General features: G+C 70.1%; 25 protein-coding genes and 4 tRNA genes. 20 read left to right on the forward strand and 9 right to left on the reverse strand.

What is annotated here, in order from left to right; translation table 11 throughout:
• Positions 1–17 precede the first annotated feature (17 nt).
• A complete protein-coding gene (locus ABT324_RS13080) occupies positions 18–1,151 on the forward strand; it encodes a sunset domain-containing protein (protein WP_351175741.1) in 1,134 nt (377 codons plus the stop codon).
• Positions 1,152–1,155: 4 nt separating this feature from the next.
• Here ABT324_RS13080 and ABT324_RS13085 read toward each other — a convergent pair whose 3' ends face one another.
• Positions 1,156–1,599, reverse strand: coding sequence for an Lrp/AsnC family transcriptional regulator (locus ABT324_RS13085; RefSeq protein WP_351175743.1), 444 nt, complete (start codon positions 1,597–1,599; stop codon positions 1,156–1,158).
• 74 nt (positions 1,600–1,673) lie between these two features.
• Here ABT324_RS13085 and ddaH point away from each other — a divergent pair, with 74 nt between their 5' ends.
• Positions 1,674–2,528 carry a dimethylargininase gene (ddaH, locus tag ABT324_RS13090; RefSeq protein ID WP_351175744.1) on the forward strand — a complete coding sequence of 285 codons (855 nt, stop codon included), beginning with the start codon at positions 1,674–1,676 and terminating at the stop codon, positions 2,526–2,528.
• A gap of 152 nt (positions 2,529–2,680) precedes the next feature.
• Here ddaH and ABT324_RS13095 read toward each other — a convergent pair whose 3' ends face one another.
• Complete coding sequence (locus ABT324_RS13095; protein WP_351175746.1) at positions 2,681–3,586, reverse strand: YceI family protein; 906 nt, start codon at positions 3,584–3,586, stop codon at positions 2,681–2,683.
• Positions 3,587–3,831: 245 nt separating this feature from the next.
• Here ABT324_RS13095 and htpX point away from each other — a divergent pair, with 245 nt between their 5' ends.
• Positions 3,832–4,707: a zinc metalloprotease HtpX gene (gene htpX / locus ABT324_RS13100; protein ID WP_351175748.1), complete on the forward strand. Its 876-nt coding sequence runs from the start codon at positions 3,832–3,834 to the stop codon at positions 4,705–4,707.
• Positions 4,708–4,714: 7 nt separating this feature from the next.
• Here htpX and rfbA read toward each other — a convergent pair whose 3' ends face one another.
• The 4 genes from rfbA to ABT324_RS13120 all read right to left on the reverse strand — a co-directional run bounded on the left by rfbA (position 4,715) and on the right by ABT324_RS13120 (position 7,270).
• Positions 4,715–5,590, reverse strand: coding sequence for a glucose-1-phosphate thymidylyltransferase RfbA (gene rfbA / locus ABT324_RS13105; RefSeq protein WP_351175750.1), 876 nt, complete (start codon positions 5,588–5,590; stop codon positions 4,715–4,717).
• Positions 5,591–6,156: 566 nt separating this feature from the next.
• Entirely contained in the window at positions 6,157–6,648 is a 492-nt protein-coding gene (locus ABT324_RS13110; RefSeq protein WP_351175752.1) for a YajQ family cyclic di-GMP-binding protein, read from the reverse strand.
• 144 nt (positions 6,649–6,792) lie between these two features.
• Positions 6,793–6,874 (reverse strand) — tRNA-Tyr (locus ABT324_RS13115).
• 87 nt (positions 6,875–6,961) lie between these two features.
• Complete coding sequence (locus ABT324_RS13120; protein ID WP_351175754.1) at positions 6,962–7,270, reverse strand: hypothetical protein; 309 nt, start codon at positions 7,268–7,270, stop codon at positions 6,962–6,964.
• A gap of 79 nt (positions 7,271–7,349) precedes the next feature.
• Here ABT324_RS13120 and ABT324_RS13125 point away from each other — a divergent pair, with 79 nt between their 5' ends.
• The gene (locus ABT324_RS13125) at positions 7,350–7,595 is read left to right on the forward strand and encodes a hypothetical protein (protein ID WP_351175756.1); all 246 of its coding nucleotides are present in this window, start codon (positions 7,350–7,352) and stop codon (positions 7,593–7,595) included.
• A gap of 262 nt (positions 7,596–7,857) precedes the next feature.
• On the opposite strand, the gene ABT324_RS13130 is transcribed toward ABT324_RS13125, so the two are convergent.
• Positions 7,858–8,268: a TIGR03668 family PPOX class F420-dependent oxidoreductase gene (locus tag ABT324_RS13130; RefSeq protein ID WP_351175758.1), complete on the reverse strand. Its 411-nt coding sequence runs from the start codon at positions 8,266–8,268 to the stop codon at positions 7,858–7,860.
• 28 nt (positions 8,269–8,296) lie between these two features.
• Here ABT324_RS13130 and ABT324_RS13135 point away from each other — a divergent pair, with 28 nt between their 5' ends.
• The 7 genes from ABT324_RS13135 to ABT324_RS13165 all read left to right on the forward strand — a co-directional run bounded on the left by ABT324_RS13135 (position 8,297) and on the right by ABT324_RS13165 (position 14,193).
• Positions 8,297–9,280 carry an alpha/beta fold hydrolase gene (locus ABT324_RS13135; RefSeq protein WP_351175760.1) on the forward strand — a complete coding sequence of 328 codons (984 nt, stop codon included), beginning with the start codon at positions 8,297–8,299 and terminating at the stop codon, positions 9,278–9,280.
• A gap of 311 nt (positions 9,281–9,591) precedes the next feature.
• Positions 9,592–12,219 carry a putative bifunctional diguanylate cyclase/phosphodiesterase gene (locus ABT324_RS13140; protein ID WP_351175762.1) on the forward strand — a complete coding sequence of 876 codons (2,628 nt, stop codon included), beginning with the start codon at positions 9,592–9,594 and terminating at the stop codon, positions 12,217–12,219.
• 133 nt (positions 12,220–12,352) lie between these two features.
• Positions 12,353–12,425, forward strand: a tRNA-Thr gene (locus ABT324_RS13145).
• Positions 12,426–12,530: 105 nt separating this feature from the next.
• Positions 12,531–12,606: transfer RNA gene (locus ABT324_RS13150), tRNA-Met, on the forward strand.
• A 67-nt stretch (positions 12,607–12,673) separates the two neighbouring features.
• Positions 12,674–12,838, forward strand: coding sequence for a 50S ribosomal protein L33 (gene rpmG / locus ABT324_RS13155; protein ID WP_010315521.1), 165 nt, complete (start codon positions 12,674–12,676; stop codon positions 12,836–12,838).
• Between the two features lie 471 nt (positions 12,839–13,309).
• Positions 13,310–13,768 carry an FAS1-like dehydratase domain-containing protein gene (locus ABT324_RS13160; RefSeq protein ID WP_351175764.1) on the forward strand — a complete coding sequence of 153 codons (459 nt, stop codon included), beginning with the start codon at positions 13,310–13,312 and terminating at the stop codon, positions 13,766–13,768.
• A complete protein-coding gene (locus ABT324_RS13165; protein ID WP_351175840.1) occupies positions 13,768–14,193 on the forward strand; it encodes a MaoC/PaaZ C-terminal domain-containing protein in 426 nt (141 codons plus the stop codon). Before ABT324_RS13160 ends, ABT324_RS13165 begins: the two co-directional genes overlap by 1 nt.
• A 33-nt stretch (positions 14,194–14,226) precedes the next feature.
• Here the strand turns inward: ABT324_RS13165 and ABT324_RS13170 are convergent, their stop codons facing one another.
• On the reverse strand, positions 14,227–15,456 hold the full coding sequence (locus ABT324_RS13170) for a pyridoxal phosphate-dependent aminotransferase (RefSeq protein ID WP_351175766.1): 1,230 nt from the start codon (positions 15,454–15,456) through the stop codon (positions 14,227–14,229).
• Positions 15,457–15,658: 202 nt separating this feature from the next.
• On the opposite strand from ABT324_RS13170, the gene ABT324_RS13175 reads away from it, so the two are divergent.
• From ABT324_RS13175 to rplA, 5 genes are all read left to right on the forward strand, one after another.
• Positions 15,659–15,731: transfer RNA gene (locus tag ABT324_RS13175), tRNA-Trp, on the forward strand.
• A 30-nt stretch (positions 15,732–15,761) separates the two neighbouring features.
• Positions 15,762–16,163, forward strand: a complete 402-nt coding sequence (gene secE, locus ABT324_RS13180; protein WP_351175768.1) for a preprotein translocase subunit SecE — start codon at positions 15,762–15,764, stop codon at positions 16,161–16,163.
• 81 nt (positions 16,164–16,244) lie between these two features.
• Positions 16,245–17,114, forward strand: a complete 870-nt coding sequence (nusG, locus tag ABT324_RS13185) for a transcription termination/antitermination protein NusG (RefSeq protein ID WP_351175770.1) — start codon at positions 16,245–16,247, stop codon at positions 17,112–17,114.
• 151 nt (positions 17,115–17,265) lie between these two features.
• On the forward strand, positions 17,266–17,700 hold the full coding sequence (gene rplK, locus ABT324_RS13190) for a 50S ribosomal protein L11 (RefSeq protein ID WP_351175772.1): 435 nt from the start codon (positions 17,266–17,268) through the stop codon (positions 17,698–17,700).
• A gap of 90 nt (positions 17,701–17,790) precedes the next feature.
• Entirely contained in the window at positions 17,791–18,501 is a 711-nt protein-coding gene (gene rplA, locus ABT324_RS13195; protein WP_351175774.1) for a 50S ribosomal protein L1, read from the forward strand.
• Between the two features lie 158 nt (positions 18,502–18,659).
• Here the strand turns inward: rplA and ABT324_RS13200 are convergent, their stop codons facing one another.
• Positions 18,660–19,463, reverse strand: a complete 804-nt coding sequence (locus ABT324_RS13200; RefSeq protein WP_351175776.1) for a hypothetical protein — start codon at positions 19,461–19,463, stop codon at positions 18,660–18,662.
• A gap of 320 nt (positions 19,464–19,783) precedes the next feature.
• Between ABT324_RS13200 and rplJ the strand changes: the two genes are divergently transcribed.
• The 4 genes from rplJ (at position 19,784) to ABT324_RS13220 (ending at position 23,161) form a co-directional block, all read left to right on the forward strand.
• On the forward strand, positions 19,784–20,311 hold the full coding sequence (rplJ, locus tag ABT324_RS13205; RefSeq protein ID WP_351175778.1) for a 50S ribosomal protein L10: 528 nt from the start codon (positions 19,784–19,786) through the stop codon (positions 20,309–20,311).
• Positions 20,312–20,398: 87 nt separating this feature from the next.
• The gene (gene rplL, locus ABT324_RS13210; RefSeq protein WP_351175780.1) at positions 20,399–20,785 is read left to right on the forward strand and encodes a 50S ribosomal protein L7/L12; all 387 of its coding nucleotides are present in this window, start codon (positions 20,399–20,401) and stop codon (positions 20,783–20,785) included.
• 373 nt (positions 20,786–21,158) lie between these two features.
• Positions 21,159–22,373, forward strand: coding sequence for an ABC transporter ATP-binding protein (locus tag ABT324_RS13215; protein ID WP_351175782.1), 1,215 nt, complete (start codon positions 21,159–21,161; stop codon positions 22,371–22,373).
• Positions 22,370–23,161 (forward strand): MlaE family ABC transporter permease, encoded by a 792-nt coding sequence (locus ABT324_RS13220; RefSeq protein WP_351175784.1) that lies wholly within the window; start codon positions 22,370–22,372, stop codon positions 23,159–23,161. Before ABT324_RS13215 ends, ABT324_RS13220 begins: the two co-directional genes overlap by 4 nt.
• The last annotated feature ends 129 nt before the right edge of the window (positions 23,162–23,290 follow it).

The raw sequence follows: 23,290 nt of genomic DNA on the forward strand, positions 1-23,290 counted from the left end.
GAGGAAGGACATCTCTCGTGATCACCTGGCTGTTCACCCAGGTGTGGCTGTGGAGCCTCGCAGCGTTCGCGCTCGGCGCCCTGATCACCTGGTTGCTGTTCGTCCGCCCGCTGCAGCGGCGCCTGGCCGAGTTCGCCGCCGAGTACCCGGACTACGAGTACGACGAGGCGGACTACCAGGATCCGGACACCGCGCGGGAACCGATGGACCTGCTGGACCAGGCTCGTCCCCGCGTCCCGGACGAGCCGCCGATCGGCGACTGGGACCGCCCGCCGCGCGCGTGGGCGGACCCGCGCCTGCGCCCGGCGGAGGACGACGACACCGAGAACTCCTGGTTCCGCAAGTGGGACGAGGAGGCGCAGCACGCGCCGGACGACCCGCCCGACGTGGCGGTGACGGCGGTGCAGCCGCGCGTCCCGGCGGCTGCGGAGCCGCTCCCCCCGCGGAACGGCTCGGACACGATCGCCTGGGGCACGGCGGACACCATCGTCCCGGAGGCGGACGCCGCTCGTGACGAGAAGCCGGACCGCGACCGCAAGCCGGTCGAGGAGGCGGACACGGCGGTGACCCCGGTCGCTGGCGTGGCCGAGGTCGCGGAGAACGCGGGGACGCCGGTCGCTGACGCGGCGGATGCGCCGGTCGCTGGGGGAGCCGACAGCACCGTGGCGCCGGTCGCGGAGCACTCGGGGACGCCGGTCGGTCAGGAGGCCGACACCGCGGTGACGCCGGTCCAGCGCGAGGCGGCGCCCGAGGTGCAGGAGAACCCCTCGGCGGCGACCAGCTTCTCCGGCCAGCTGGCGGACGCGGAACGCCTGTCCGGGCAGCTCCGGTCGCTGTTCGAGTCGGAGCCGAAGGGCGACACCCCGTACGTGCCGCCGGTCGGCGCGGAAGCGACGCAGGTCATGCCCGCCGTCGTCGACGACGAGGACGTGCCGCCGCTGCCGCGCCGCACCCCGGGCGCCGGCCCGCACCCCGGTCGCGACAGCGGCTGGTCCGGCCCGATGGTCAAGGGGCATTCGGCGTCCCGGCAGTACCACACCCCGGAATCGCCGCAGTACGAGGAGATCGTCGCCGACGTCTGGTTCCGCTCCGCGGCCGACGCAGAGATCGCCGGGTTCGAGCCCTGGAACGGCCAGCGGGCCCGCGACTGACCGCTCACTCCGGCTGGGGCTGGCGCTCCAGGAGCCGGGACAGGACGACGGTGGAGACGGTCCGGCTCACGAACTCGACCGAGCGGAGGCGCTCCATCGCCTCCTCCAGGTGGTGGATGTTCGCCGCGCGCAGGTGCACGATCGCGTCCGCCTGGCCCGAGACGGTGTAGGCCGCGACCACCTCCGGCAGCGGTTCCAGGCCGGTGCGGATGCGGTGCGCCGGGACGTTCCCGGAGCAGTGCACCTCCACGAACGCCTCGGTGCCCCAGCCCAGCGCCTCCGGGTCCACCACCGCGGTGAAGCCCTGCAGCACGCCGAGGTCGAGCAGCTTGTCCACCCGCCGCTTCACCGCCGGGGCGGACAGCCCCACCTCCGAGCCGATCTCCGCGTAGCTGGCCCGGGCGTCGGCGACCAGGTGCGAAATGATTCGTTGATCCAAGGCGTCCATACGCAACATTCTGCCGCAGAAATCAAATGGAGCGGCGTTGATGCCTGTTCCCGCCACCGCTTACATTTCGATTCATGACGGTCATCGCCGATCAGGCTGCCCAGACGATCCAGACCCCGCGAGCCACCCCGCGGCACTACCTGATGTGCCCGCCGAAGTACTTCACCGTCGAGTACTCGATCAACCCGTGGATGGACCCGGGCGCCCCGGTGGACACCGACCGGGCGATGGCCCAGTGGGACGAGCTCAAGCGCACCTACGAGCGCCTCGGCCACACCGTCGAGGTCATCGAGCCGCAGCCGGGCCTGCCGGACATGGTCTTCGCGGCCAACTCGGCGACCGTGATCGACGGCCGGGTGCTCGGCGCCCGGTTCCGCGCGCCGCAGCGGGCGGCGGAGGCCGAGCACTTCCGGCGCTGGTTCACCACCCGCGGCTACCGCGACCTGGTCATGCCGTCCCGGATCAACGAGGCGGAGGGCGACTTCGCCTGGACCGGGCAGGTGCTGCTGGCGGGCTCCGGCTTCCGCACCGACCCGGAGGCGCACGCCGAGGCGCAGGAGGTGCTGGGCGTTCCGGTGGTCTCGCTGCGCCTGGTCGACCCGCGCTACTACCACCTGGACACCGCGCTGTTCGTCCTGCAGCGCGGTGCGGACGCGCGGATCGCCTACTACCCGGAGGCGTTCTCGGCCGGGTCCCGCCGGGTGCTGCAGCGGATGTTCCCGGACGCGGTGATCGCCTCCGCCGCCGACGCGGCCTGCCTGGGCCTGAACGGGGTCTCCGACGGCAGGCACGTGGTGCTGCCGAGCGAGGCGACGGGCCTGGCCGCGCAGCTGGCCGACCGCGGGTACGAGCCGGTCCTGCTGGACATCTCGGAGCTCCGGAAGTCGGGCGGCGGCCCGAAGTGCTGCACGCTCGAACTGCACTCCTGACCGAGGGGGCGGACGCGGAGGGCGCCGCGCACCAACGGCGCCCTCCGCCTGGAGCTGCAACCACATCGAGTCCTCCACAACCCCCGGCCTGTCGGGCCCCGACACGCCGGGGGGCCGCGATTCCAGTGGAAACCACGGGAATCGCGGAGGGATCACTGCTCCAGGACGGCCTGGATGCCGATCTCGATGTCGATGGTGGGTCCGACCACCGCGATGCCCTTGGCCAGGGTCGCCTTCCAGTCCACCGAGAAGTCCTCGCGGCGCAGCGTCGCGGTGGAGCGGCAGGCGACCCGCAGGTCGCCGTCGAAGCCCGGCCCCTGCCACTTGCGCTGGCCCAGGTAGGTGGTGGCCAGCTCGACCGGGCGGGTGGTGCCGCGCAGCGTCAGGTGCCCGCTGACCGACCAGCGGTCCGCCCGCAGGTGGGTGAACCGGTCGCTGGTGAACCGGATGTGCGGGTGGTTGGCCACGTCGAAGAAGTCCGCCGAGCGCAGGTGGTCGTCGCGCATCTTGACGCCGGTGTCGATGCTCGCCGCGTTGATCGCCACCTCGATCCGCGAGTCCTCGAACCGCTCGGCCACCTGCACGACGCCGTCGAACTCCTTGAACATGCCGTGGATCTTGGACATGCCGATGTGCGGGGCGACGAACCGGATCTCGGTGTGGTACGGGTCGAACCGGTACCGGCCGGGCAGCGGCGGCTCCAGCGTCTCGTCCGGTGCCAGCTGGATGGTGCCGAGCTGCACGTGCCGGTTGACCCCCACCTCCACCTGGGTGCTGTGGCGGCGGTAGCCACCCGCGCTGATCAGCAGCCGGTGCGTGCCGGGCGCGATCGAGGTGGCGAAGCTGCCGTAGCTGTCGGTGGTGCCGTGCGCGGTCTGCTGGTTGAGCCGTCCCGTCAGCGTGACGGCCGCTCCCGGCAGCAGCTGCCCCCGCTCGTCCTGCACCTGGCAGGTGATGACGCCGCTGTCCAGCGGCGTCGGGAGGAGGTTGGCGACACCGGGGCGCGGCGAACCGCTCCTGCCCGCGGTGCGCCGTCGCCGCAGCTTGGCGAAGATCATCTGGGTCCTTCCTGCCCGACCGCCGGGTACGGTGGACAAAGTTTCAAATTCAACTACCGGCGGGTCATGCTAGATCGCGGCGCCGGAGCACCTCGCGTTGCCTTCGGCACATCCGCCCAGCGGAACTACGACTCGCGCCGGCTCGTTCTCTGGGTGACCTTCGAGAAGAGCGGGGAGGAGATCGTCCGCAGCGGCCATCCGGTTGGGTGTCGGCCCCCGTTGGGCCCTTGGTGGAGGCAGTCACGGTGCACAGTCACTTCAACGGTGTGAAGACGGCGTTGCTGCTCGGCGGCATGAGCGCGCTGGTGCTCCTGGTCGGGTCGCTGTTCGGGCGATCCGGCCTGGTCATCGCGCTGTTCGTGGCGCTGGGCATGAACGGGTACGCCTACTTCAACTCGGCGAAGTTGGCGCTGCGCGCGATGCACGCCCGGCCGGTGTCGGAGGCCGAGCAGCCCGCGATGTACCGGATCGTCCGGGAACTGGCGACCTCGGCCAAGCAGCCGATGCCCGCGCTCCACGTCAGCCCGACCCGCGCCCCGAACGCCTTCGCCACCGGCCGCAACCCGCGCAACGCCGCGGTGTGCTGCACGACCGGGATCCTTGAGCTGCTCAACGAGCGCGAGCTGCGCGCGGTGCTCGGGCACGAGCTCTCGCACGTGTACAACCGGGACATCCTGATCTCCAGCGTGGCCGGGGCGCTGGCCAGCGTGGTGACCTTCCTGGCCAACTTCGGGTTGTTCTTCGGCATGTCCGGTGGGCACGGCGAGGACCGCCCGAACCCGTTCGCGATGCTGCTCGTCGCGCTGCTCGGGCCGATCGCGGCGGCGGTGGTGCAGATGGCCGTCAGCCGCTCCCGCGAGTACCAGGCCGACGAGTCCGGGGCCCACCTCACCGGCGATCCGCTCGCGCTGGCCTCCGCGCTGCGGAAGCTGGAGCGCGGCACCCAGCAGGCACCGCTGGCGCCGGAACCGCAGCTGGTGTCGCAGTCGCACCTGATGATCGCCAACCCGTTCCGCCCCGGCGAGCGGCTGACCAAGCTGTTCTCCACCCACCCCCCGATGGCGGACCGCATCCGCCGCCTGGAGGGCATGGCGGGCCGCCAGCTGCCCCCCGCCTGGTGAGGCGGGGTCAGGCGCCGACGCGGCGGGCGATGTCCATCACGTACTGGCCGTAGCCGGACTTCGCCAGGCGGGCCCCGAGCTCGTAGCAGTCGTCCGCGGAGATATAGCCCATGCGCAGCGCGATCTCCTCCAGGCAGGCGATCCGCACGCCCTGGCGGTGCTCCAGGACCTGCACGAACTGCCCGGCCTCGACCAGGGAGTCGTGCGTGCCGGTGTCCAGCCAGGCGAACCCGCGGCCCAGCGAGGTCAGCCGGGCCCGGCCTTCGCGCAGGTAGGCGAGGTTGACGTCGGTGATCTCCAGCTCGCCGCGCACCGACGGGCTGAGCCCCTTGGCGATGTCCACCACGTCGTTGTCGTAGAAGTACAGGCCGGTGATGGCCATGTTGGACTTCGGCTCGGTCGGCTTCTCCACGATGGACACCAGGCGGCCCTCGTCGTCCACCTCGCCGACGCCGTAGCGCTCCGGGTCGCGGACCGGGTAGCCGAACAGCGTGCAGCCGTCGAGGTCCCGCACGCACTGCTGGAGGATCCCGGAGAAGCCCTGCCCGTAGAAGATGTTGTCGCCGAGCACCAGTGCCACCGGGTCGTCCCCGACGAAGTCGGCGCCGATCACGAACGCCTCGGCGAGCCCGTTGGGCTCGGGCTGCTCGGCGTAGGAGATCTCGATGCCGAACTGCGACCCGTCGCCGAGCAACCGCTGGAACAGCGGCAGGTCGGCGGGCGTGGTGATGAGCAGCACCTCCCGGATCCCGGCCAGCATCAGCACGGAGATCGGGTAGTACACCATCGGCTTGTCGTACACCGGCAGCAGCTGCTTCGACACGACCTGGGTCAACGGGTGCAACCGGGTCCCACTACCCCCAGCCAGCACGATCCCCTTCACCTGCGCACCTCCACGTAGAACCCCCCAACGAACCGCAGCACCACCCCAGCACACCAACCACCACCAACCAAAGCGACCACCACCAGTCCAGCACCCCGGAGGAAACCCCGACCCCAGGCACTGAGACCAGTCGCACCCGGCGGTTGGCTGCTGACCGGCGTTGCCACCACCGTGCCAGCGGCAGCGAGGCGATTTCGGCAACCAGCCAAGGCGTTGAGACCAGTCGCACATGGCGGTGCACCGGTGACCGGCGTTGCCGCCACTGTGCGAGCGGCAGCGAGGCAAGCCCGGCGATCAGCCATCGTCAGGCAAGCGGCGAAGCCGCTTCCAGCGGTGAACAGCAACCGCGACGGGCGTCCGGCACTGATCGCAAGGTCGTCGCATGCGCCGCAGGCGCATAGCCCACCCTCGCAACTGGCACCGCCGCGGGCCCTCAGCGTTCGCCTGGCGAGGACGGCCCAACTGCCGTGTAGTGGCATACATCAAGTTGGGCACCCGCAGTCCAGGCGGACGCTGAGGTTCCGCTACCCGCACCGCCACGCAAACCAGCCACTAGAGGAAAAAGATCAGCGGAAGTTTTCGAATTGCAGGGGGGCGTCGAAGTCCGACTGCTTGAGGAGCTGGATGACCGCCTGCAGGTCGTCCTTCTTCTTGCCGGAGACGCGCAGCTGCTCGCCCTGGATCTGGGCTTGGACGCCCTTGGGGCCTTCGTCGCGGATCTTCTTGGAGATTTTCTTCGCCACGTCCTGCGAGATGCCCTGCACGATCTTGCCGGTGACCTTGTAGAGCTGACCCGAGCTGGCCGGTTCGCCCATGTCCAGGGCCTTCAGCGAGATGCCCCGCTTGATCAGCTTCTCCTTGAAGACCTCGATCGCGGCCTTGCAGCGCTCCTCGGTCTCGGACTCCAGCGCCACCGCGTTCTCCCCGGACCACTGGATCTTGGTGCCGGTGCCGCGGAAGTCGAACCGGTTGGCGAGTTCCTTGGCCGCCTGGTTCAGGGCGTTGTCCACCTCTTGGTGGTCCACCTTGCTCACCACGTCGAAGGACGGGTTTGCCACGTGTCTTACCTCCCGTTGAGACGCAGCCTCGTGTCGTGCGAACACGCTACCGGGTGCGGCGGCGGGCCGGGCGGGGACGAACCGGAGTCCGCTCATGACGAAACCGGCCCCGCGACCTGCTGGTCACGGGGCCGGTTCGGCGGGTGCCAGGTGGAGGATTCGAACCTCCGAAGGCAATGCCGGCTGATTTACAGTCAGCTCCCTTTGGCCGCTCGGGCAACCTGGCGTGCGCTCACCAGCAGCGCTGGCTTGCGGGAAAAAGAATACATCCCCGCGTCGACCGGGTTTCGCCGGGGGTGGCCCTGCGGTGGGTTCAGTCCCGCTCGGCGTCGTAGATCAGCGCGTTGGCCTGGGCGGAACCGGTGTCGAGCGCGGCTCGCGCCGCTTCCGGCAGGGTGCTGCGGAAGTCCGGTCCGGCTGCCTTGACCAGCACCAGCAGCCGCTTGGCGAGGCCGCGGGCCTGGGTGAGCCGGATCTCGTCGGCGGCCAGCGTGCGCTGCGAGTCGGTGAGCATCCTGCGGTAGCGGTGGTCGAGTTCGGCGTGCTGGTCGACCACTCCCAGCGCCCGCTGGAGGTCGGTGAGTTCCGCGGTGCTGACCTGGACGAAGTACGGATCGGGCACGGGTTCGCAGCGTACGCGAGGTGTGGCGCATTGACGGCAGGTCCGGTTCCGGTGCGTTTCGTCCGGCTAGCCTGGGGTCATGGCCATTGACCGGGCGGCGCGCGCGAGGCGGCGGCAGGAGCAGCGAGCGGCTGCGCGACCGGAGGCCGAGCCGCGCCCAGGCGGGTCGGCGGTGCTGGGGGTGGAGGGCCTGTTCAGCGCGGGCGCCAAGCACCAACTCGAGCAGCTGGCCTGGGTGGAAGTGGTGAAGGAGGACGACCGGGAGTCCGGCGGCGGCCCCCTGGACCTCGAGTCCGACGTCATCCACCTGGACCCCCGCAACTGACCAGCCCGCTGCGGCCAACCACAGTTTCAACTGAAACTGTACTCCCCGGGTACCCACGACCCAGGCACACACAACCACAGTTTCAACTGAAACTGTGGTCCCTCTCGGGTGTCCAGGGCCACAGTTTCAACTGAAACTGTGTTCCCTCTGAGGTGTCGAGGGTCGCAGTTTCAATTGAAACTGCGGTTCCTGGGCGTGGACGATCGCAGTTTCAATTGAAACTGCGGTTCGCCGGGTGGCCCGGGGTGGACGGGGCGGGGTGTCAGGGGTGCCAGCCGGTCCACCGTTTCACCTGGATCACGATCAGTCGTCCGGTCGGGGGTTTTCGGCGGTATTGCGGGTACTTCTCGACGAGCGCGGCGACGAGGTTCGGGTGCTCGGCCGCGCCGGTCACCTCCGCGTGGCCGTCGGCGCGGGTCCACCACAGCTGGTCCCAGTCCTCGTCGTAGTGGTCCGCGAGCAGCGTGACCTGCGGGTTCTCCGCCACGTTGCGCAGTCTGCGGAGATCCGCCGTCCGCTTCGGCTTGTGGTCGACTGCGGTGACGATCACATCGCCGCGGACCGCGAAGACGATCGGCACCAGGTGCGGCCGCCCCGCGGCATCCGCGCTGGCCAGGCGGGCTACCCGCGCCCGCTGGAACCAAGCGCGGGCCTGCTCCCGGTCGATGCGCACGATCCCGTTCACTCCGTATGTTCGACGTGTGCCTTCGAGCGCTCCATCCACCCCAGGGTCCGCCACCGACGTCGGCCCCGGCTACCGCGAACAGCTCTACTGGCTGCGCTACCAGGACTTCTTCCCCGGGGCCCTGCGGGTCTCCGCGGCGAACGCGCCAGCTGAGCAGTGGTGGTCGTGGCGGGACGTCCGGGTGCACGTCGACCGCGTCGCGCGCGAGCACGCGCCGACCAAGCTGATCGCGCTGCACGGCATCGGCACCTACGGCCGGGTGCTCGCCCCGTACGGGCGGCTGCCGACGCTGGCAGACCTCGAGTTCATCGCCCCCGACCTGCCCGGCTTCGGCCTCACCCGGGCGTCCCGGCGCGGCACCACCTACCAGGACTGGGTGGACTGCGTCCTGGACCTGGTGGAGCTGGAGCGCGCCCGCGACGACCGCCCGATCGTGCTGCTCGGCGTGAGCACCGGCGGTCGGCTGGCCTACGACGTCGCCGCACGCGCCGGAGGCGGGGTGGCCGGGGTGATCGCCACCTGCCTGGTCGACCCGCAGCGCAGCGAGGCGCGCCGCCGCCTGGCCGCCCGCCCGGAGATGGCCCGCTGGTCGGGGCTGCTCGGGCTGGTGCCCGGCCCGTTGTCGACCGCGCGGGTGCCGACGCACTGGCTGGCCAACATCGCCGCGGTGTCCAACCACGCCCAGCTGGCCAACCTGGTGTGGGCCGACCCGGTCGGCGGCGGCAGCTGGCTGGCGCTCGGCTTCGTCCGCAGCTGCCTGGCCGCGCCGCCCGCGGTACAGCCGGAGGACTTCACCGGCCCGCCGGTGCTGCTGGCGCACCCGGCGGAGGACAACTGGACCCCGCCGCTGCTGTCCCAGCGATTCCACGACCGGATCGCCGGGCCGACCCGCTTCGCCGCGCTGAGCGGTGCTGGTCACCTGCCCGTCGAGGAGTCCGGGCTGGCCGACCTGGACCGCGCGGTCCGCGACTTCCTGGACGAGTTCGGACTGCAGTGGTGACCCCGCGTGATCGCCGTGCGCGGACCGTGCGCGGCGGTTTGGTTGCTGCGGCAATCCTCACAGGATCCTCGCGGTCGGTGCGCTGAGCCCAACGAGCGCTGGTGCTCGTGGATCGTTGTGAAATATTTGCAGGTCAACTCCCGATATCGGATGAAGATGTCCGGACCTGCTGTCGGCATCGGCGCCGATGTTCGCGTCCGCCAGGTGCGACGGGGGCCATTCGCCCCTGGCCAAGGCGTGCGGGCGTGCGTCACGATCGGCAACGGCGTTTTCATGGCACGCCCGCACGGCTCGGGCGGGGAGGAGCGTGGATGATCGGGCGTCACCGCTCCCTCGGTCCGCAGTCCGATCTGGAGCCCACGCGACCGCCGGTGCGCCCCGAGGTCGACCCGGCGCGCCGCCGCGCCTTCACCGGCTTCTCCTTCGCGGTCCTGACCGCGGGTGTGCTGGCCTCCGTGCTGGCCTCGGTCGTGCTGCCCTTCCACTACCGCGCTGACCTGCTGTTCCTCGGCCCGCTGCTGGCCATGGGCTTCCTGCTGGCCGAGCAGCTGACCATCGACGTGGACGTCAAGCGGGTCGGCTGGACGATCTCCTTCACCGAGATCCCGCTGATCCTCGCGCTGCTCACGGTCCCGTTCGAGGTGGCGCTGGCCGCGAACCTGCTGGCCGGACTGGGTGCGCAGGTCGGCCGCCGGGCGGCCACCCACGTCGCCTACAACGCCGGGGTCATGTGCCTGGAGATCGCGGTGCCCTTCGCGGTCGCGCACGCGGTCAACCAGGCGCTGGTCACCGTGGCCCCGATCTGGTTCGGGCCGGTCGTGGGCACCCTGACCTCCTCGCTGATCAGCTGCGGCCTGGCGCTCGCCGCACTGCACGTGCTGGGCGGCGCCATGCGGGTCGCCGCCGGGGCGCGGCTGGCGGTTCGCACGTTGGCCGTCGGCCTGCTGAACACCTCGGTCGGCCTGGTCAGCTACGAGGTGGCGCTGAGCACCCCGTGGGGCTGGCTGCTGGTGGCGCTGGTCGCCGCCGCCGTGATCGGCCTGTACCGGGCCTACTCCGACCTGATGCGCGAGCAGCGCGACCTGGAAGCGCTCAGCGACGTCAGCCTGAGCGTGGCCCGCTACGGGCAGCGCAGCGCGCAGAGCCCGGGCGAGACCGTGGAGGCGGAGCCGGAGGCAGGGGAGTGGGAGCCCGTCGCCGAGCGGATCCGCGAGCAGCTCAACGCCACCCGGGTGGTCCTGCGCCTGCGGTTGGACCCGAGCGGCGAGGTGAGCACGCTCGTCGCCGGCGAGACCCTGCCGGACGCGGCTTGGCAGGCCGCCCCGTCAGCGCTTCGCGACGACCCGCTGCTGCAGCTGCCCGGCAGCCACGTGCGCTCGTTCCGGACGTTGGAAGCCCCGGAGGAGGTCCGCCGGGCGTTGCGGCAGCGCGGCGCGTACGAGGCGCTGGTCGTCCCGCTGCGCGGCGCGACGCAGCTGCTCGGCGCCGTGGAGGTGCACGACCGGGTCAGCCGCTGGCGCGGCTTCGGCCGAGCGGACGTGCGGCTGCTGCACACCCTCGCCAGCCACCTCGCCACCGCCATGGACAACCGCCGCCTGCTCGCGCGGCTGCGCCACGACGCCTACCACGACCCGCTGACCGGGCTGCTCAACCGCACCGGGTTCCGCGAGATGGCCGCGGAGGAGCTGCGCAACGGCCGCACCGCGGTCGTGCTGCGCGTCGACCTCGACGTGCTCACCACGGTCAGCGAAGCCCTCGGCTACACCTGGGGCGACCGGATGGTGGTGGCCGCAGGGCAGCGGATGGGCGAGGAGCTCGGCGACGCCCCGCTGGCCCGCCTGGAGGCCAACTCCTTCGCGGTCCTGCTGCTGGACCGCAGCGAGTCCCAGGCCCACGAGGTGGCCCAGCAGCTGCGCGAGACGATCGCCCGCCCGTACCCGCTGGACCGGATCGTGGTGGAAGCCGCCGGCGTCGCCGGGTACGCCTCGTCCGCGCCCGCCGACGGCGAGTGCGAGAACGACATCGACACCCTGCTGCAACGCGCCGACGTCGCGGTGCGTGCGGCGCGCAACGGCGAGGACGGGGTGCGCGGCTACGCGCCCGCGATGGGTCAGGTGTTCCTGCGCCGCTTCCAGCTGGTCACCCAGTTCCGGCAGGCGCTGGACACCGGCCAGGTCGAGGTGCACTACCAGCCCAAGGTGGCGCTGCCGGAGCGCCGGGTGGTCGGCGCGGAGGCGCTGGTGCGCTGGTCGCACCCGGAGTACGGGCGGCTGGACCCGGACGAGTTCGTGCCGCTGGTCGAGGCCACCGGCCTGGTCGACGCGCTCACCTCGTTCGTGATGGAGTGCGCGCTGATCAAGATCCGGCAGTGGCTGGACGGCGGGCTGCGCATGTCGGTGGCGGTGAACCTCTCGGTGCGCAACCTGGCCGACGAGACCTTCCCGGACCGGGTGGGGGAGGCGCTGCTGCGCCACGACATCCCGCCCGAGCTGCTCACCTTCGAGCTCACCGAGTCCAGCGTGATGGCCGACCCGGAGCGCTCGCTGCCGGTGCTGCGGCGGCTGCACGCGATGGGCGTGGTGCTGGCGGTGGACGACTTCGGCACCGGGTATTCGTCGCTGGCCTACCTGCGGCAGCTGCCGGTCGACGAGGTGAAGATCGACAAGAGCTTCGTGCTCGGCATGGGCACCGACCTGGGTGACATGGCGGTGGTCCGCTCGATCGTCGAGCTGGGCCACTCCCTGGACCTGGCGGTGGTCGCCGAGGGCGTCGAGGACGACGCGGCCCGGGACCAGCTGGTGCGGATGGGTTGCGACGTGGCGCAGGGCTACCTGATCTCCCGGCCGCTGTCCGAGGAGCGGTTCGAGGCGTGGTTGCAGGCCCGCACCAAGCGCGACGTCGGTGCCCGGTCCGAGACCGTCCTCACACTCCTGCACTGATCCCGGTTCCCCCGCCCAGAACGCCCAAACGGGCCAAAAAAGTGGCCTTGACCAGGGTTTTCACCAAAAGGGGACCCCCCTGTTCCAGGGGTCTGCGGGGGTGTGTAAAGTTCTAGACGTTCCGCAAGGACACGCCCCAATAGCTCAGTCGGCAGAGCGTCTCCATGGTAAGGAGAAGGTCTACGGTTCGATTCCGTATTGGGGCTCGAAAGACAGCCGCAGTGCTCGGTAAACTAGGTGCTGTGGCTGTTTTGCGTGGGATATCCTGCGTCGGCTGAGGCTGCCGGTGCTCGCATCGAAGGTCCCAGCATGGCGGTGTAGCTCAGTCGGTAGAGCAAGCGGCTCATAATCGCTGTGTCGCCGGTTCAAGTCCGGCCACCGCTACCAGTCACCGGTTCGCGCGGATCACCCGCGAACCGTCCCAGCAGTACCACCGAGACAGAAAGGCACCCCCGTGGCCGCCACCGACGTCCGACCCAAGATCACGCTGGCGTGCGAGGAGTGCAAGCACCGCAACTACATCACCAACAAGAACCGGCGCAACGACCCGGACCGCTTGGAGATGAAGAAGTTCTGCCCGAACTGCGGTACGCACAAGCTCCACAAGGAAACCCGCTGAGCTAGGTGTGCTCGCGGAACGCGCTCGCCTGTCTGGGGTTTCCTTGGTGTTGATCTGGGGGGCCGAGCCCCCCAGGCCCCCACGGTGCGGTGGTTGCCTCTCGCTGGCTGCTTGCGGGGGGTGGCGTTCCCGGCCTGGTCAGTGACCAGCCTTCGTGGCTTTGAGCCCGTCCCCGGCATCCGGGGGCGGGCTTTTTCGTGCCCTAGGTGTGCTCGAGCTCGCGCTCTCGGGCTTCGTGCGTCGACTGCGGTCGCCGTGCTCGCGGTTCGCGGCTTCCTGTGCCGACTGTTGTCGGGTGCTCGATGGTTCGGGCAGGAGCTGCCCACCCCACCCACCAAGGTCAAGCAAGAAGCCCGGACCCTGCTCGTGGTGTTAGGGCTTCTGGTTGGGGTGGGGGGGCTGTTTGTGGGGTGGGGCACTGGTGTTCGTGTGGGGGGATTTGGGGTGGGTGGGGTCGGGTAGCCTGCGCGGGTGCCGCTTGACCAGTCGTTCGTTGGACGTGAGTACCCCCCTACCGCTCCTTACGAGGTGGGGCGGGAGAAGATCCGGGAGTTCGCCGCTGCGATCAAGGACGAGTCGCCGCTGCACCGGGACGTCGCGGCCGCGCAGGCCGCTGGGTACCCCGACGTGATCGCGCCGCCCACCTTCGCGGTGATCCTGTCCATGGGGTCGCACGACGCGATCGTCGAGGACCCGCAGCTCGGGTTGGACTACAGCCGCGTGGTGCACGGGCAGCAGGAGTTCACCCACCACCGGCCGATCCGGGCCGGTGACCGGCTGGTCACCGTGGTGCACGTGGACGACATCAAGACCCGTGCGGGCAACGACTTCCTCACCGTCCGGTCCGAGATCAGCACCGTCGACGGCGAGCCGGTGTGCACCGCGAAGTCGATGCTGGTGGCCCGCGGCGCGGCGGAGGGCGAGGCGTGATGAAGGTGCGGATCTCCGAGGTCGCCGTCGGCGACCAGCTGCCCGAGCTGAGCGTGCCGCTCACCCGCGCCGACCTGGTCCGGTACGCGGGCGCCTCCGGCGACTTCAACCCGATCCACTGGAACGAGCGGTTCGCCACCGAGGTCGGGCTGCCGGACGTGATCGCGCACGGCATGCTCACCATGGCCCTGGCCGGTCGCGTGGTCAGCGAGTGGACCGGGGACCCCGGCGCGATCGTCCACTGCAGCGTCCGCTTCACCCGGCCCGTCGTGGTGCCCGACGACGGCACCGGCGCCCGGGTGGACCTCGCCGGCAAGGTCTCGGCGATCAACGACGACGGCACGGTCAAGGTCGCCATCACGGCCAAGAGCGCGTCCCAGGGCGTCCTGGGCGGCGCCACTGCCCTCGTCCGCCTGCCCCAGTAGCGGGTCAGGGGCACCCGCGGGTGCCCCTGACGACTACTCCGCCTCGGAGAGCAGGGACGCCAGGCGGGTCACGCCGGTGACCAGGTCCTCGTCACCGAGGGCGTAGGACAGCCGGAAGTAGCCGGGTGTGCCGAAGGCCTCACCCGGGACCACCGCCACCTCGGCGTGCTCCAGGGCCAGCGCCGCCAGCTCCACGCTGGTCTGCGGCCGCACCCCGCGGATCTCCTTGCCCAGCAGCCCCTTCACCGACGGGTACGCGTAGAACGCGCCCTGCGGCTCGGGGCAGCTGACACCGGGGATCGCGGACAGCAGCTCGACCATCTTGCGGCGGCGCCGGTCGAACGCCGCGCGCATCTCGTGGACCGCGTCCAGCGAGCCGCTGACGGCCTCCAGCGCGGCCCGCTGCGAGACGTTCGCGACGTTGGACGACAGGTGCGACTGCAGGTTCGTCGCCGCCTTGATCACGTCCGCCGGGCCGATCATCCAGCCGACCCGCCAGCCGGTCATCGCGTAGGTCTTGGCGACGCCGTTGAGCACCACGCAGGTGTCGGCCAGCTCGGGCACCACCGCGGGCATCGACACGTGCCGGGCGTCCCCGTAGACCAGGTGCTCGTAGATCTCGTCGGTGATCACCCAGATGCCGTGCTCGACGGCCCAGCGGCCGATCGCCTCGACCTGCTCCGGCGGGTGGATCGCGCCGGTCGGGTTGGACGGCGAGTTGAACAGCAGCACCTTGGTCCGCGGCGTGCGCGCCGCCTCCAGCTGGTCGACGGAGACCAGGTAGCCGGTCGACTCGTCGGCCGGGACCACCACCGGAACTCCACCCGGAAGCGTGATCGCCTCCGGGTAGGTGGTCCAGTACGGGGCGGGCAGCAGCACCTCGTCGCCCGGGTCCAGCAGCGTCTGGAACGCCTGGTAGACGGCCTGCTTGCCGCCGTTGGTGACCAGCACCTGGCTGGGCTCGACGGAGTAGCCGGAATCCCGCTGGGTCTTCGCGGCGACGGCTTCGCGCAGCTCCGGCAGGCCCGCGGCCGGGCTGTACCGGTGGTTCTTCGGGTCGGAGCAGGCGGCGATGGCGGCGTCCACGATCGGCTGCGGCGTCGGGAAGTCGGGCTCCCCGGCGCCGAACCCGATCACCGGGCGCCCGGCGGCCTTGAGCGCCTTCGCCTTGGTGTCCACGGCCAGCGTGGCGGACTCGCTGATGCCGCCGATCCGCGCGGACACCCGCGCTCCGGTCTGGCGGTCTGGGTCAGGTGTGGCCATGCCGGCATCCTGGCAGACGTGGTGGTCGCCACGCTCCTCACCTGCGGTGGAGTTGTTCTTGGCGCGGCGCAGGGGGGTGCCGTTGGAAACCGGTTGTCGGTGTGCCGTACACTTTCGAACCTGGGATGCCTGAGCACCGTGGAACTCCGGTTCCATGGCGGTGCAGGGTGTCCCGAACTGCGGTCGAGCTCGATGGCCGCGGAGGGGTGTAGCTCAATTGGCAGAGCAGCGGTCTCCAAAACCGCAGGTTGCAGGTTCAAGTCCTGTCACCCCTGCGTCGATGCGACGGTGAGCGGAGGATTGGCGTGAGCGAGGACCGCGAGCAGGAGCAGGGCGGGGCGCGCGACGACGCCAACCGTCCGTCCAGCGCTGCGGCGCGGCGCGAGCGCCGTGCTTCCTCCCGTCCGGCCGGCCGCAAGGGCCGGTCCGGCGAGTCGGGTTCCGGCTCGACGCGCACAACTGAGTCGAAGGGTCGGCCGACCCCGTCGCGGGACGGCCGGCAGGGTCGGGTTTCGCTGTTCCGGAAGATCGGACGCTTCCTGCGCGAGGTCGTCGCCGAACTGCGCAAGGTCATCTGGCCGACGCGCAAGTCGCTGGTGACCTACACGTTCGTGGTGCTGGTGTTCGTCAGCGTCATGGTGGCGTTCGTGGCCGGCGTGGACGTGCTCTTCGCCAAGGGCGTGGGCTGGCTGTTCGGCTCCGGCTGAGCCTCCAGGCCCGCGCTTGAGGGTGGTGCCGGCGGAGCAACGGACCCGGCACGGAACGCACGAGAGGAAGCGAGACCGACTGTGACCTCCCACGAGGGCCAGGAAACCACCGGCCTCACCGACGAGCAGGTGCAGCCAGCGGCCGACGAGGTCGAGGCGGCCGCGGACTCGGTCGACGCAGTCGAGTCCGCCGAGGGTGCCGACTCCGGCGAGGACACCGGTTCCGCCGCCGACGCCGAGGCGTCGGCCGGGACCGACGCCGACGAGACCTCCGACGCAGACGCTGACGCCGACACCGCCGAAGAGGCCGGTGCCGAAGGCGAGGACGAGAGCGAGGAGCCCGACCCGGTCGAGGAGCTGCGCGCCGCGCTGCGCCGCGCGCCCGGTGACTGGTACGTCGTGCACTCCTACGCCGGCTACGAGAACAAGGTCAAGACCAACCTCGAGACCCGCGCCCAGACGCTGGACGTCGAGGACTTCATCTTCCAGGTCGAGGTGCCGACCGAAGAGGTCACCGAGATCAAGAACGGCCAGCGCAAGCTGGTGCAGCGCAAGGTGCTGCCCGGCTACATCCTGGTCCGGATGGAGCTCAACGACGCGTCCTGGAGCGCGGTGCGCAACACGCCGGGGGTCACCGGCTTCGTCGGCGCCACCTCCAAGCCGTCGCCGCTGACCATCGACGAGGTGCTGAAGTTCCTCGCGCCGCAGGTGGAGGAGAAGAAGGCCGAGCCGGGCAAGAAGGCGGCGGCCGCTCCGAGCGCCACCAAGCCCGCGGTGGAGGTCGACTTCGAGGTCGGCGAGTCCGTCACCGTCATGGACGGGCCGTTCGCGACCCTGCCCGCGACCATCAACGAGGTCAACCCGGACGCCCAGAAGCTCAAGGTCCTGGTGTCGATCTTCGGCCGCGAAACGCCGGTTGAGCTGTCGTTCAACCAGGTTTCCAAGATCTGACCGGCTCCCATCGGGAGCACGGCGGCTGCGCGCGGATCTGGCAGGACCGCGCGCAGAAGCGGGCGATGCCACCGTTTCGTGGTCTCGCCAGATTCGGCCTCGCAGCCAGGCGGGGCCGGGCAACCGGATAGCGAAGACACAGGAAGCAAACATGCCGCCCAAGAAGAAGAAGCTGGCAGCGATCATCAAGCTGCAGATCCAGGCGGGCCAGGCCAACCCGGCCCCGCCGGTCGGCCCCGCGCTGGGTCAGCACGGCGTCAACATCATGGAGTTCTGCAAGGCCTACAACGCCGCCACCGAGCAGCAGCGTGGCAACGTTGTCCCGGTCGAGATCTCCGTCTACGAGGACCGGTCCTTCGACTTCAAGCTGAAGACCCCGCCGGCCGCGAAGCTGCTGCTGAAGGCCGCCGGTGTGCAGAAGGGCAGCGGCGAGCCGCACAAGACCAAGGTCGGCAAGGTGTCCATGGAGCAGGTCCGCGAGATCGCGCAGACCAAGATGGAAGACCTCAACGCCAACGACATCGACCAGGCCGCCAAGATCATCGCCGGCACCGCCCGGTCGATGGGTCTGAACGTCGAGGGTTGACCCGGGGCCGGTTCCGACCGGACACCTCTGTGGGAGGGCTCCAGCGCAGCCCGACCAACCACAACTGATCCACCGCTGATAGGGACAGAAATGGCAAAGCGCAGCAAGGCATACCAGCAGGCGGCCGAGCTGATCGACCGGGCGCGGCTGTACGCGCCGGCGGAAGCCGCCGAGCTGGCGAAGAAGACCGCCAAGGTCAAGTACGACGCCACCGTCGAGGTGGCGCTGCGGCTGGGCGTCGACCCCCGCAAGGCAGACCAGATGGTCCGCGGCACCGTGAACCTGCCGCACGGCACTGGTAAGACTGCCCGCGTCATCGTGTTCGCCGTCGGCGACAAGGCCGCTGAGGCCGAGGCCGCCGGGGCGGACGCGGTTGGTTCCGAGGACCTGATCGAGCGCATTCAGGGCGGCTGGCTCGATTTCGACGCGGCGATCGCCACCCCGGACCAGATGGCCAAGGTCGGCAAGGTGGCCCGCATCCTGGGCCCGCGCGGCCTGATGCCGAACCCGAAGACCGGCACCGTCACCCCGAACGTCACCAAGGCGGTCGCGGACATCAAGGGCGGTAAGATCAACTTCCGCGTCGACAAGCAGGCCAACCTGCACTTCATCATCGGCAAGGTGTCGTTCGACACCGAGAAGCTGGTGGAGAACTACGCGGCCGCGCTGGACGAGGTCCTGCGCGCCAAGCCGTCGGCGTCGAAGGGCCGGTACCTGAAGAAGGTCACCTTCACCACGACGATGGGCCCGGGCATCCCGGTCGACCCGAACGTCACCCGCGGCATCACGGCTTCCGCCTGACCCCGCACTTCCGCCGAGAGGGCGGGCCGACCACCCCGGTCGGCCCGCCCTCTCGCGTTTGACCCCCTCCGCGCAGGCCCCCGACACCCCTTCGGCGTGTCGGGACGCGACACGCCGAAGAGTGTCGGGGTGTCGCGCCTGTGGGGCCGTTGGTGGCGTCAGGGGCAGGTGGAGGTGTGGTTGGCGTAGGCGCTGATCGCCCAGCCTCCGTCTTGTTGCTGGGTGAGCTTGAGGCTGCCGAGCTGGGGGCCGCCCGCCACCTGGATCCGGCAGCCGTGGACCACGGCTTCGCGGCCGGTCGTGGCGATCGCGTCGTAACCGATCTTCGGGTTCGCGTACGCACCGCCGTTGGTGATCTGGTCGTGCACCTGGCGGGCGGCGGCGGCGCAGTCCGGGGCTCCGTGGGCGATGGCGAAGCCGTTCTGCCCCGCCGTGTCGAACAGACCGCACGCCAGCGCCGGATCGTCGCCGCGCAGCAGGTTGTAGATGTCGAACAGCGCGTCCTGCGGGGTCGGCGCCTTGCGCGGTTGCGGGCGGACCGGGGGTTGGCCGCTGCTGGAGGTGTCCGAGCTGTTGCTGGTGCCGAAGTAGTAGTCGTAGGCGTAGTTCAGGAGGAGCAGGAAGATCAGCAGGTAGACGAGGCGGCGGACGAACTTGTAGCGGAGGAGGCCGAGGGCTGTCTTCCACCAGGGCTTCTTGGGCTTCTCCGCCGTTCGGGGGCCGGTGGGTGGGGGGACCGCGACGTCGCCGTCCTGGGCCTGCTGCCACTCGCGGAACTTCTGGAACTGCAGGAACTGCTGGTACTGCCGGAACTCCTCGTCGTCGGTCGGCTTGGCCGGTCGGGCCGGTTCCGGCGCGGCGACGACCTCGCTCTCCACGACTTCGGCGTCGACGACGTCCGCGGGGCGGGGCTTGTCCGGCAGGTTCGAGCCGGGCTCCGGCGACTCGTGCTGATCAGCCACGCCCCACATGATGCCCGCCCGTGCGGTCGAGGTCACCACCAGCGCGGATGTGGAGGGGTGGTTGGAAGGGTCGGGGAGGCGTCGCGTACTCTTGACGAGGTTCCACCCAAGACCGCTGGTCTTCTCCGCTCCCCGCGAGGGGTGCGCGGAGAACTAAGGTCCCGTGAGATGCGGGCGGCCCGCGCAGGAGGGACGAGGCTCCGCGTGCGCGCTCCGGCGCGCCCATGATCTTGACGCCCCGTGCTTGCTGCGCCGGGGCGTTTTGTCGTCTCAGGACCGACTGGATGCGGATCACAGTCGGAGATGAGAGAGGAGGCGACATGGCGAAGCCCGACAAGGTCGATGCGGTCACCGAGATCGCTGAGCACTTCAACACCTCGACCGCTGCGGTCGTGACCGAGTACCGCGGGCTGTCCATGGCGCAGCTGTCTGAGCTGCGTCGCGCCCTCGGGGCGGGTACGACGTACCGTGTCGCGAAGAACACGCTGGTCAAGCGTGCTGCCGAGCAGTCGGGCGTCGAGGGGCTCGACGACCTGTTCGTCGGCCCGACCGCGATCGCCTTCGTCGAGGGCGAGCCGGTCGACGCCGCCAAGGCCATCAAGGAGTTCGCCAAGACCAACGAGGCCTTGGTGATCAAGGGCGGTTACATGGACGGCCGCGCGCTGTCCGTGTCCGAGGTCGAGAGCATCGCCGACCTCGACTCGCGCGAGGTCACGCTGAGCAAGCTGGCCGGTGCGATGAAGGCCAAGATGGGCCAGGCCGCCGCGCTGTTCGCCGCGCCGGCGTCCCAGGTGGCTCGGTTGGCTGCTGCTCTGCAGGAGAAGAAGGGCAGCGACGCCGACGCCTGAGTCCCCTGTGGATGCAGTTGTCGGTCGCAAGAACTCCCCTCCCGGGTGCCGCCGGTGCTCGGGCACTGAACGGAAAGGAACGCCGCCGTGGCGAAGCTGAGCAACGAAGAGCTGTTGGACGTCTTCAAGGAGATGACCCTCCTGGAGCTGTCGGAGTTCGTGAAGCAGTTCGAGGAGACCTTCGACGTCACCGCCGCTGCCCCGGCCGCCGTCGTGGCCGCCCCGGGTGCCGCGGGTGCCGCCCCGGCCGCCGAGGAGCAGGACGAGTTCGACGTCGTCCTCGAGGGCGCTGGCGACAAGAAGATCCAGGTCATCAAGGTCGTCCGTGAGATCGTCTCCGGCCTGGGCCTGAAGGAGGCCAAGGAGCTGGTCGAGGGCGCTCCGAAGGCGATCCTGGAGAAGGTCGAGAAGGAGAAGGCCGAAGAGGCCAAGGCCAAGCTGGAAGAGGCTGGCGCCTCCATCACCCTCAAGTGAGCTGACGCCCGTCCGTGGGACCCGCGGACGGGCCGGGGTGGTCACCGCCGCCCCTGACTCACCGTGGAAGGGCGGGCACTCGCAGTTGCGGGTGCCCGCCCTTCTTTTGCTTCGCGGAATTGTCGGATCCCGCTATCCGGACCTTTCCGCCATTCTTCCGATTGGCCATCCGCGCTGGTGAAAGCGCTGGTCCCGGGTTTTCCGCGAAAAGAAGCTCGATGGGCAGAAGTTCTGGTGAACTGGTGAGTAACCCCTTCGCGTCGGGCTCGTTGCACAGGTGTGACGCCGATGACCTTCGTTGTCCGCGTCACATGTGCCAGGCTGCCCATCCGGGTGGTTCGGCTGAGTTGCACACGAGGACGCGGAGGTTCGGATGGGCGTCGAGGTGGTTGTCGACGGGCTGTCGAAGTCCTTCGGCGCGCAGACCATCTGGCGGGATGTCACGCTGACGCTTCCTCCCGGCGAGATCAGCGTGCTGCTGGGGCCTTCCGGGACCGGGAAGTCGGTCTTCCTGAAGTCGTTGGTGGGGCTGCTCAAGCCGGAGCAGGGCAAGATCGTCATCAACGGCGTGGACATCTGCACCTGCAAGGAGCGCGAGCTCTACGAGATCCGGAAGCTGTTCGGCGTGCTGTTCCAGGACGGGGCGCTGTTCGGGTCGATGAACCTGTTCGACAACATCGCCTTCCCGCTGCGCGAGCACACCCGCAAGAGCGAGTCGGAGATCCGCCGGCTGGTGCTCGAGAAGATGGAGATGGTCGGGCTCATCGGCGCCGAGGGGAAGCTGCCCGGTGAGATCTCCGGCGGGATGCGCAAGCGCGCCGGGCTGGCCCGGGCGCTGGTGCTGGACCCCGAGATCATCCTGGTCGACGAGCCGGACTCCGGGTTGGACCCGGTGCGCACCGTGCTGCTGAACCAGGTGATCGTCGACCTCAACGCGCAGATCGACGCGACGATCCTGATCGTCACCCACGACATCAACACCGCCCGCACGGTGCCGGACAACATCGGCATGCTCTACCGCCGGAACCTGGTGATGTTCGGTCCGCGCGAGGTGCTGCTGACCTCGCCGGAGCCGGTGGTGGTGCAGTTCCTCAACGGCCGCCCGGACGGACCGATCGGCATGACCGAGGAGAAGGACACCGGCGCCGACGAGCTGGCGCGGCTGAGCGAGATCTCGGTGCCGCCGATGATGCCGCAGCTGGACGTCAGCCCGGGCATGCCGGAGCGGACCGCGGTGCGCCGCCGCAAGGACCGGGTGTTGCGGCAGCTGCGCGGCCTGGCGCCGTCGGCGCAGCAGGAGATCCTGAAGACCCTGACCCCGGAGGAGCTGGCGCTCTACGGCTTCTCCGCGCCCGCGACCGGCGCCTGGCCGCAGCACACCGAACCGGTCGCGTCGCAGCCGCTGCACACCGGACCGGCCGCCCCGCTGCCGCAGGCCGAGGTCGCCGACGTGCCGCAGCAGGCGCGCCCGACGCCGTACCCGCGGGAGCCGGAGGCGCCGCCGTGGGCCGGTGCGCCGGAGCAGAGCACGGAGCCTGTCGAGTCGTCGCGGCGCCGCTGGTTCGGCCGCAAGCGGGGTGAGAAGTGAGTTCGCCGTCGCAGGCGCGGTTCCCGGGCGCGGCGGGTTTGCGGGAGACCGGGCGCCTGTTCGCCCTCGGGCTGGAGGTGCTGCGCTCGCTGCCGAAGCGCCCGTTCCAGCTCCGCGAGTTCATCCAGCAGTGCTGGTTCATCGCCAGCGTGACGATCCTGCCGACCGCGCTGGTGTCCATCCCGTTCGGCGCGGTGATCGCGCTCCAACTGGGCTCGCTGACCAGGCAGATCGGGGCGCAGTCGTTCACCGGCGCGGCCAGCGTGCTGGCCATCATCCAGCAGGCCGCGCCGATCGTGACCGCGCTGCTGATCGCCGGTGCCGGTGGTTCGGCGATCTGCGCGGACCTCGGTTCGCGGACGATCCGCGACGAGATCGACGCGATGGAGGTGCTGGGCATCTCGCCGATCCAGCGCCTGGTGGTGCCGCGGGTGCTTGCCGCGATGCTGGTGGCGGTGCTGCTCAACGGCATGGTCAGCGTGGTCGGCGTGCTGGGCGGCTACACCTTCAACGTGATCATGCAGGGCGGTACGCCCGGCGCCTACATGGCGAGCTTCAACGCGCTCGCGCAGCTGCCGGACCTGTGGATCGGCGAGATCAAGGCGTTGATCTTCGGTTTCCTGGCCGGGGTGGTGGCGGCCTACCGCGGCCTGCACCCGCCACCCGGTCCGAAGGGCGTGGGTGACGCGGTGAACCAGTCGGTGGTGATCACCTTCCTCCTGCTGTTCGCGGTGAACTTCGTGCTCACGACCATGTACCTGCAACTAGTGCCGCCCAAGGGCATGTGACGGCCATGAACGGAGCTTTCGAACTCATCTTGCGCCGGAGTCGGGGCTGTCCTCGCGAGGCGACCTCTGGGAACCCGCGGGTGGGCGGGCTGAGCGGCTTCGCCGCTTCAAGATCAAAGACGGCGGAAT

Source organism: Saccharopolyspora sp. NPDC000359 (assembly GCF_040300525.1).
In the GTDB taxonomy this organism is placed as follows: Bacteria; Actinomycetota; Actinomycetes; order Mycobacteriales; family Pseudonocardiaceae; genus Saccharopolyspora.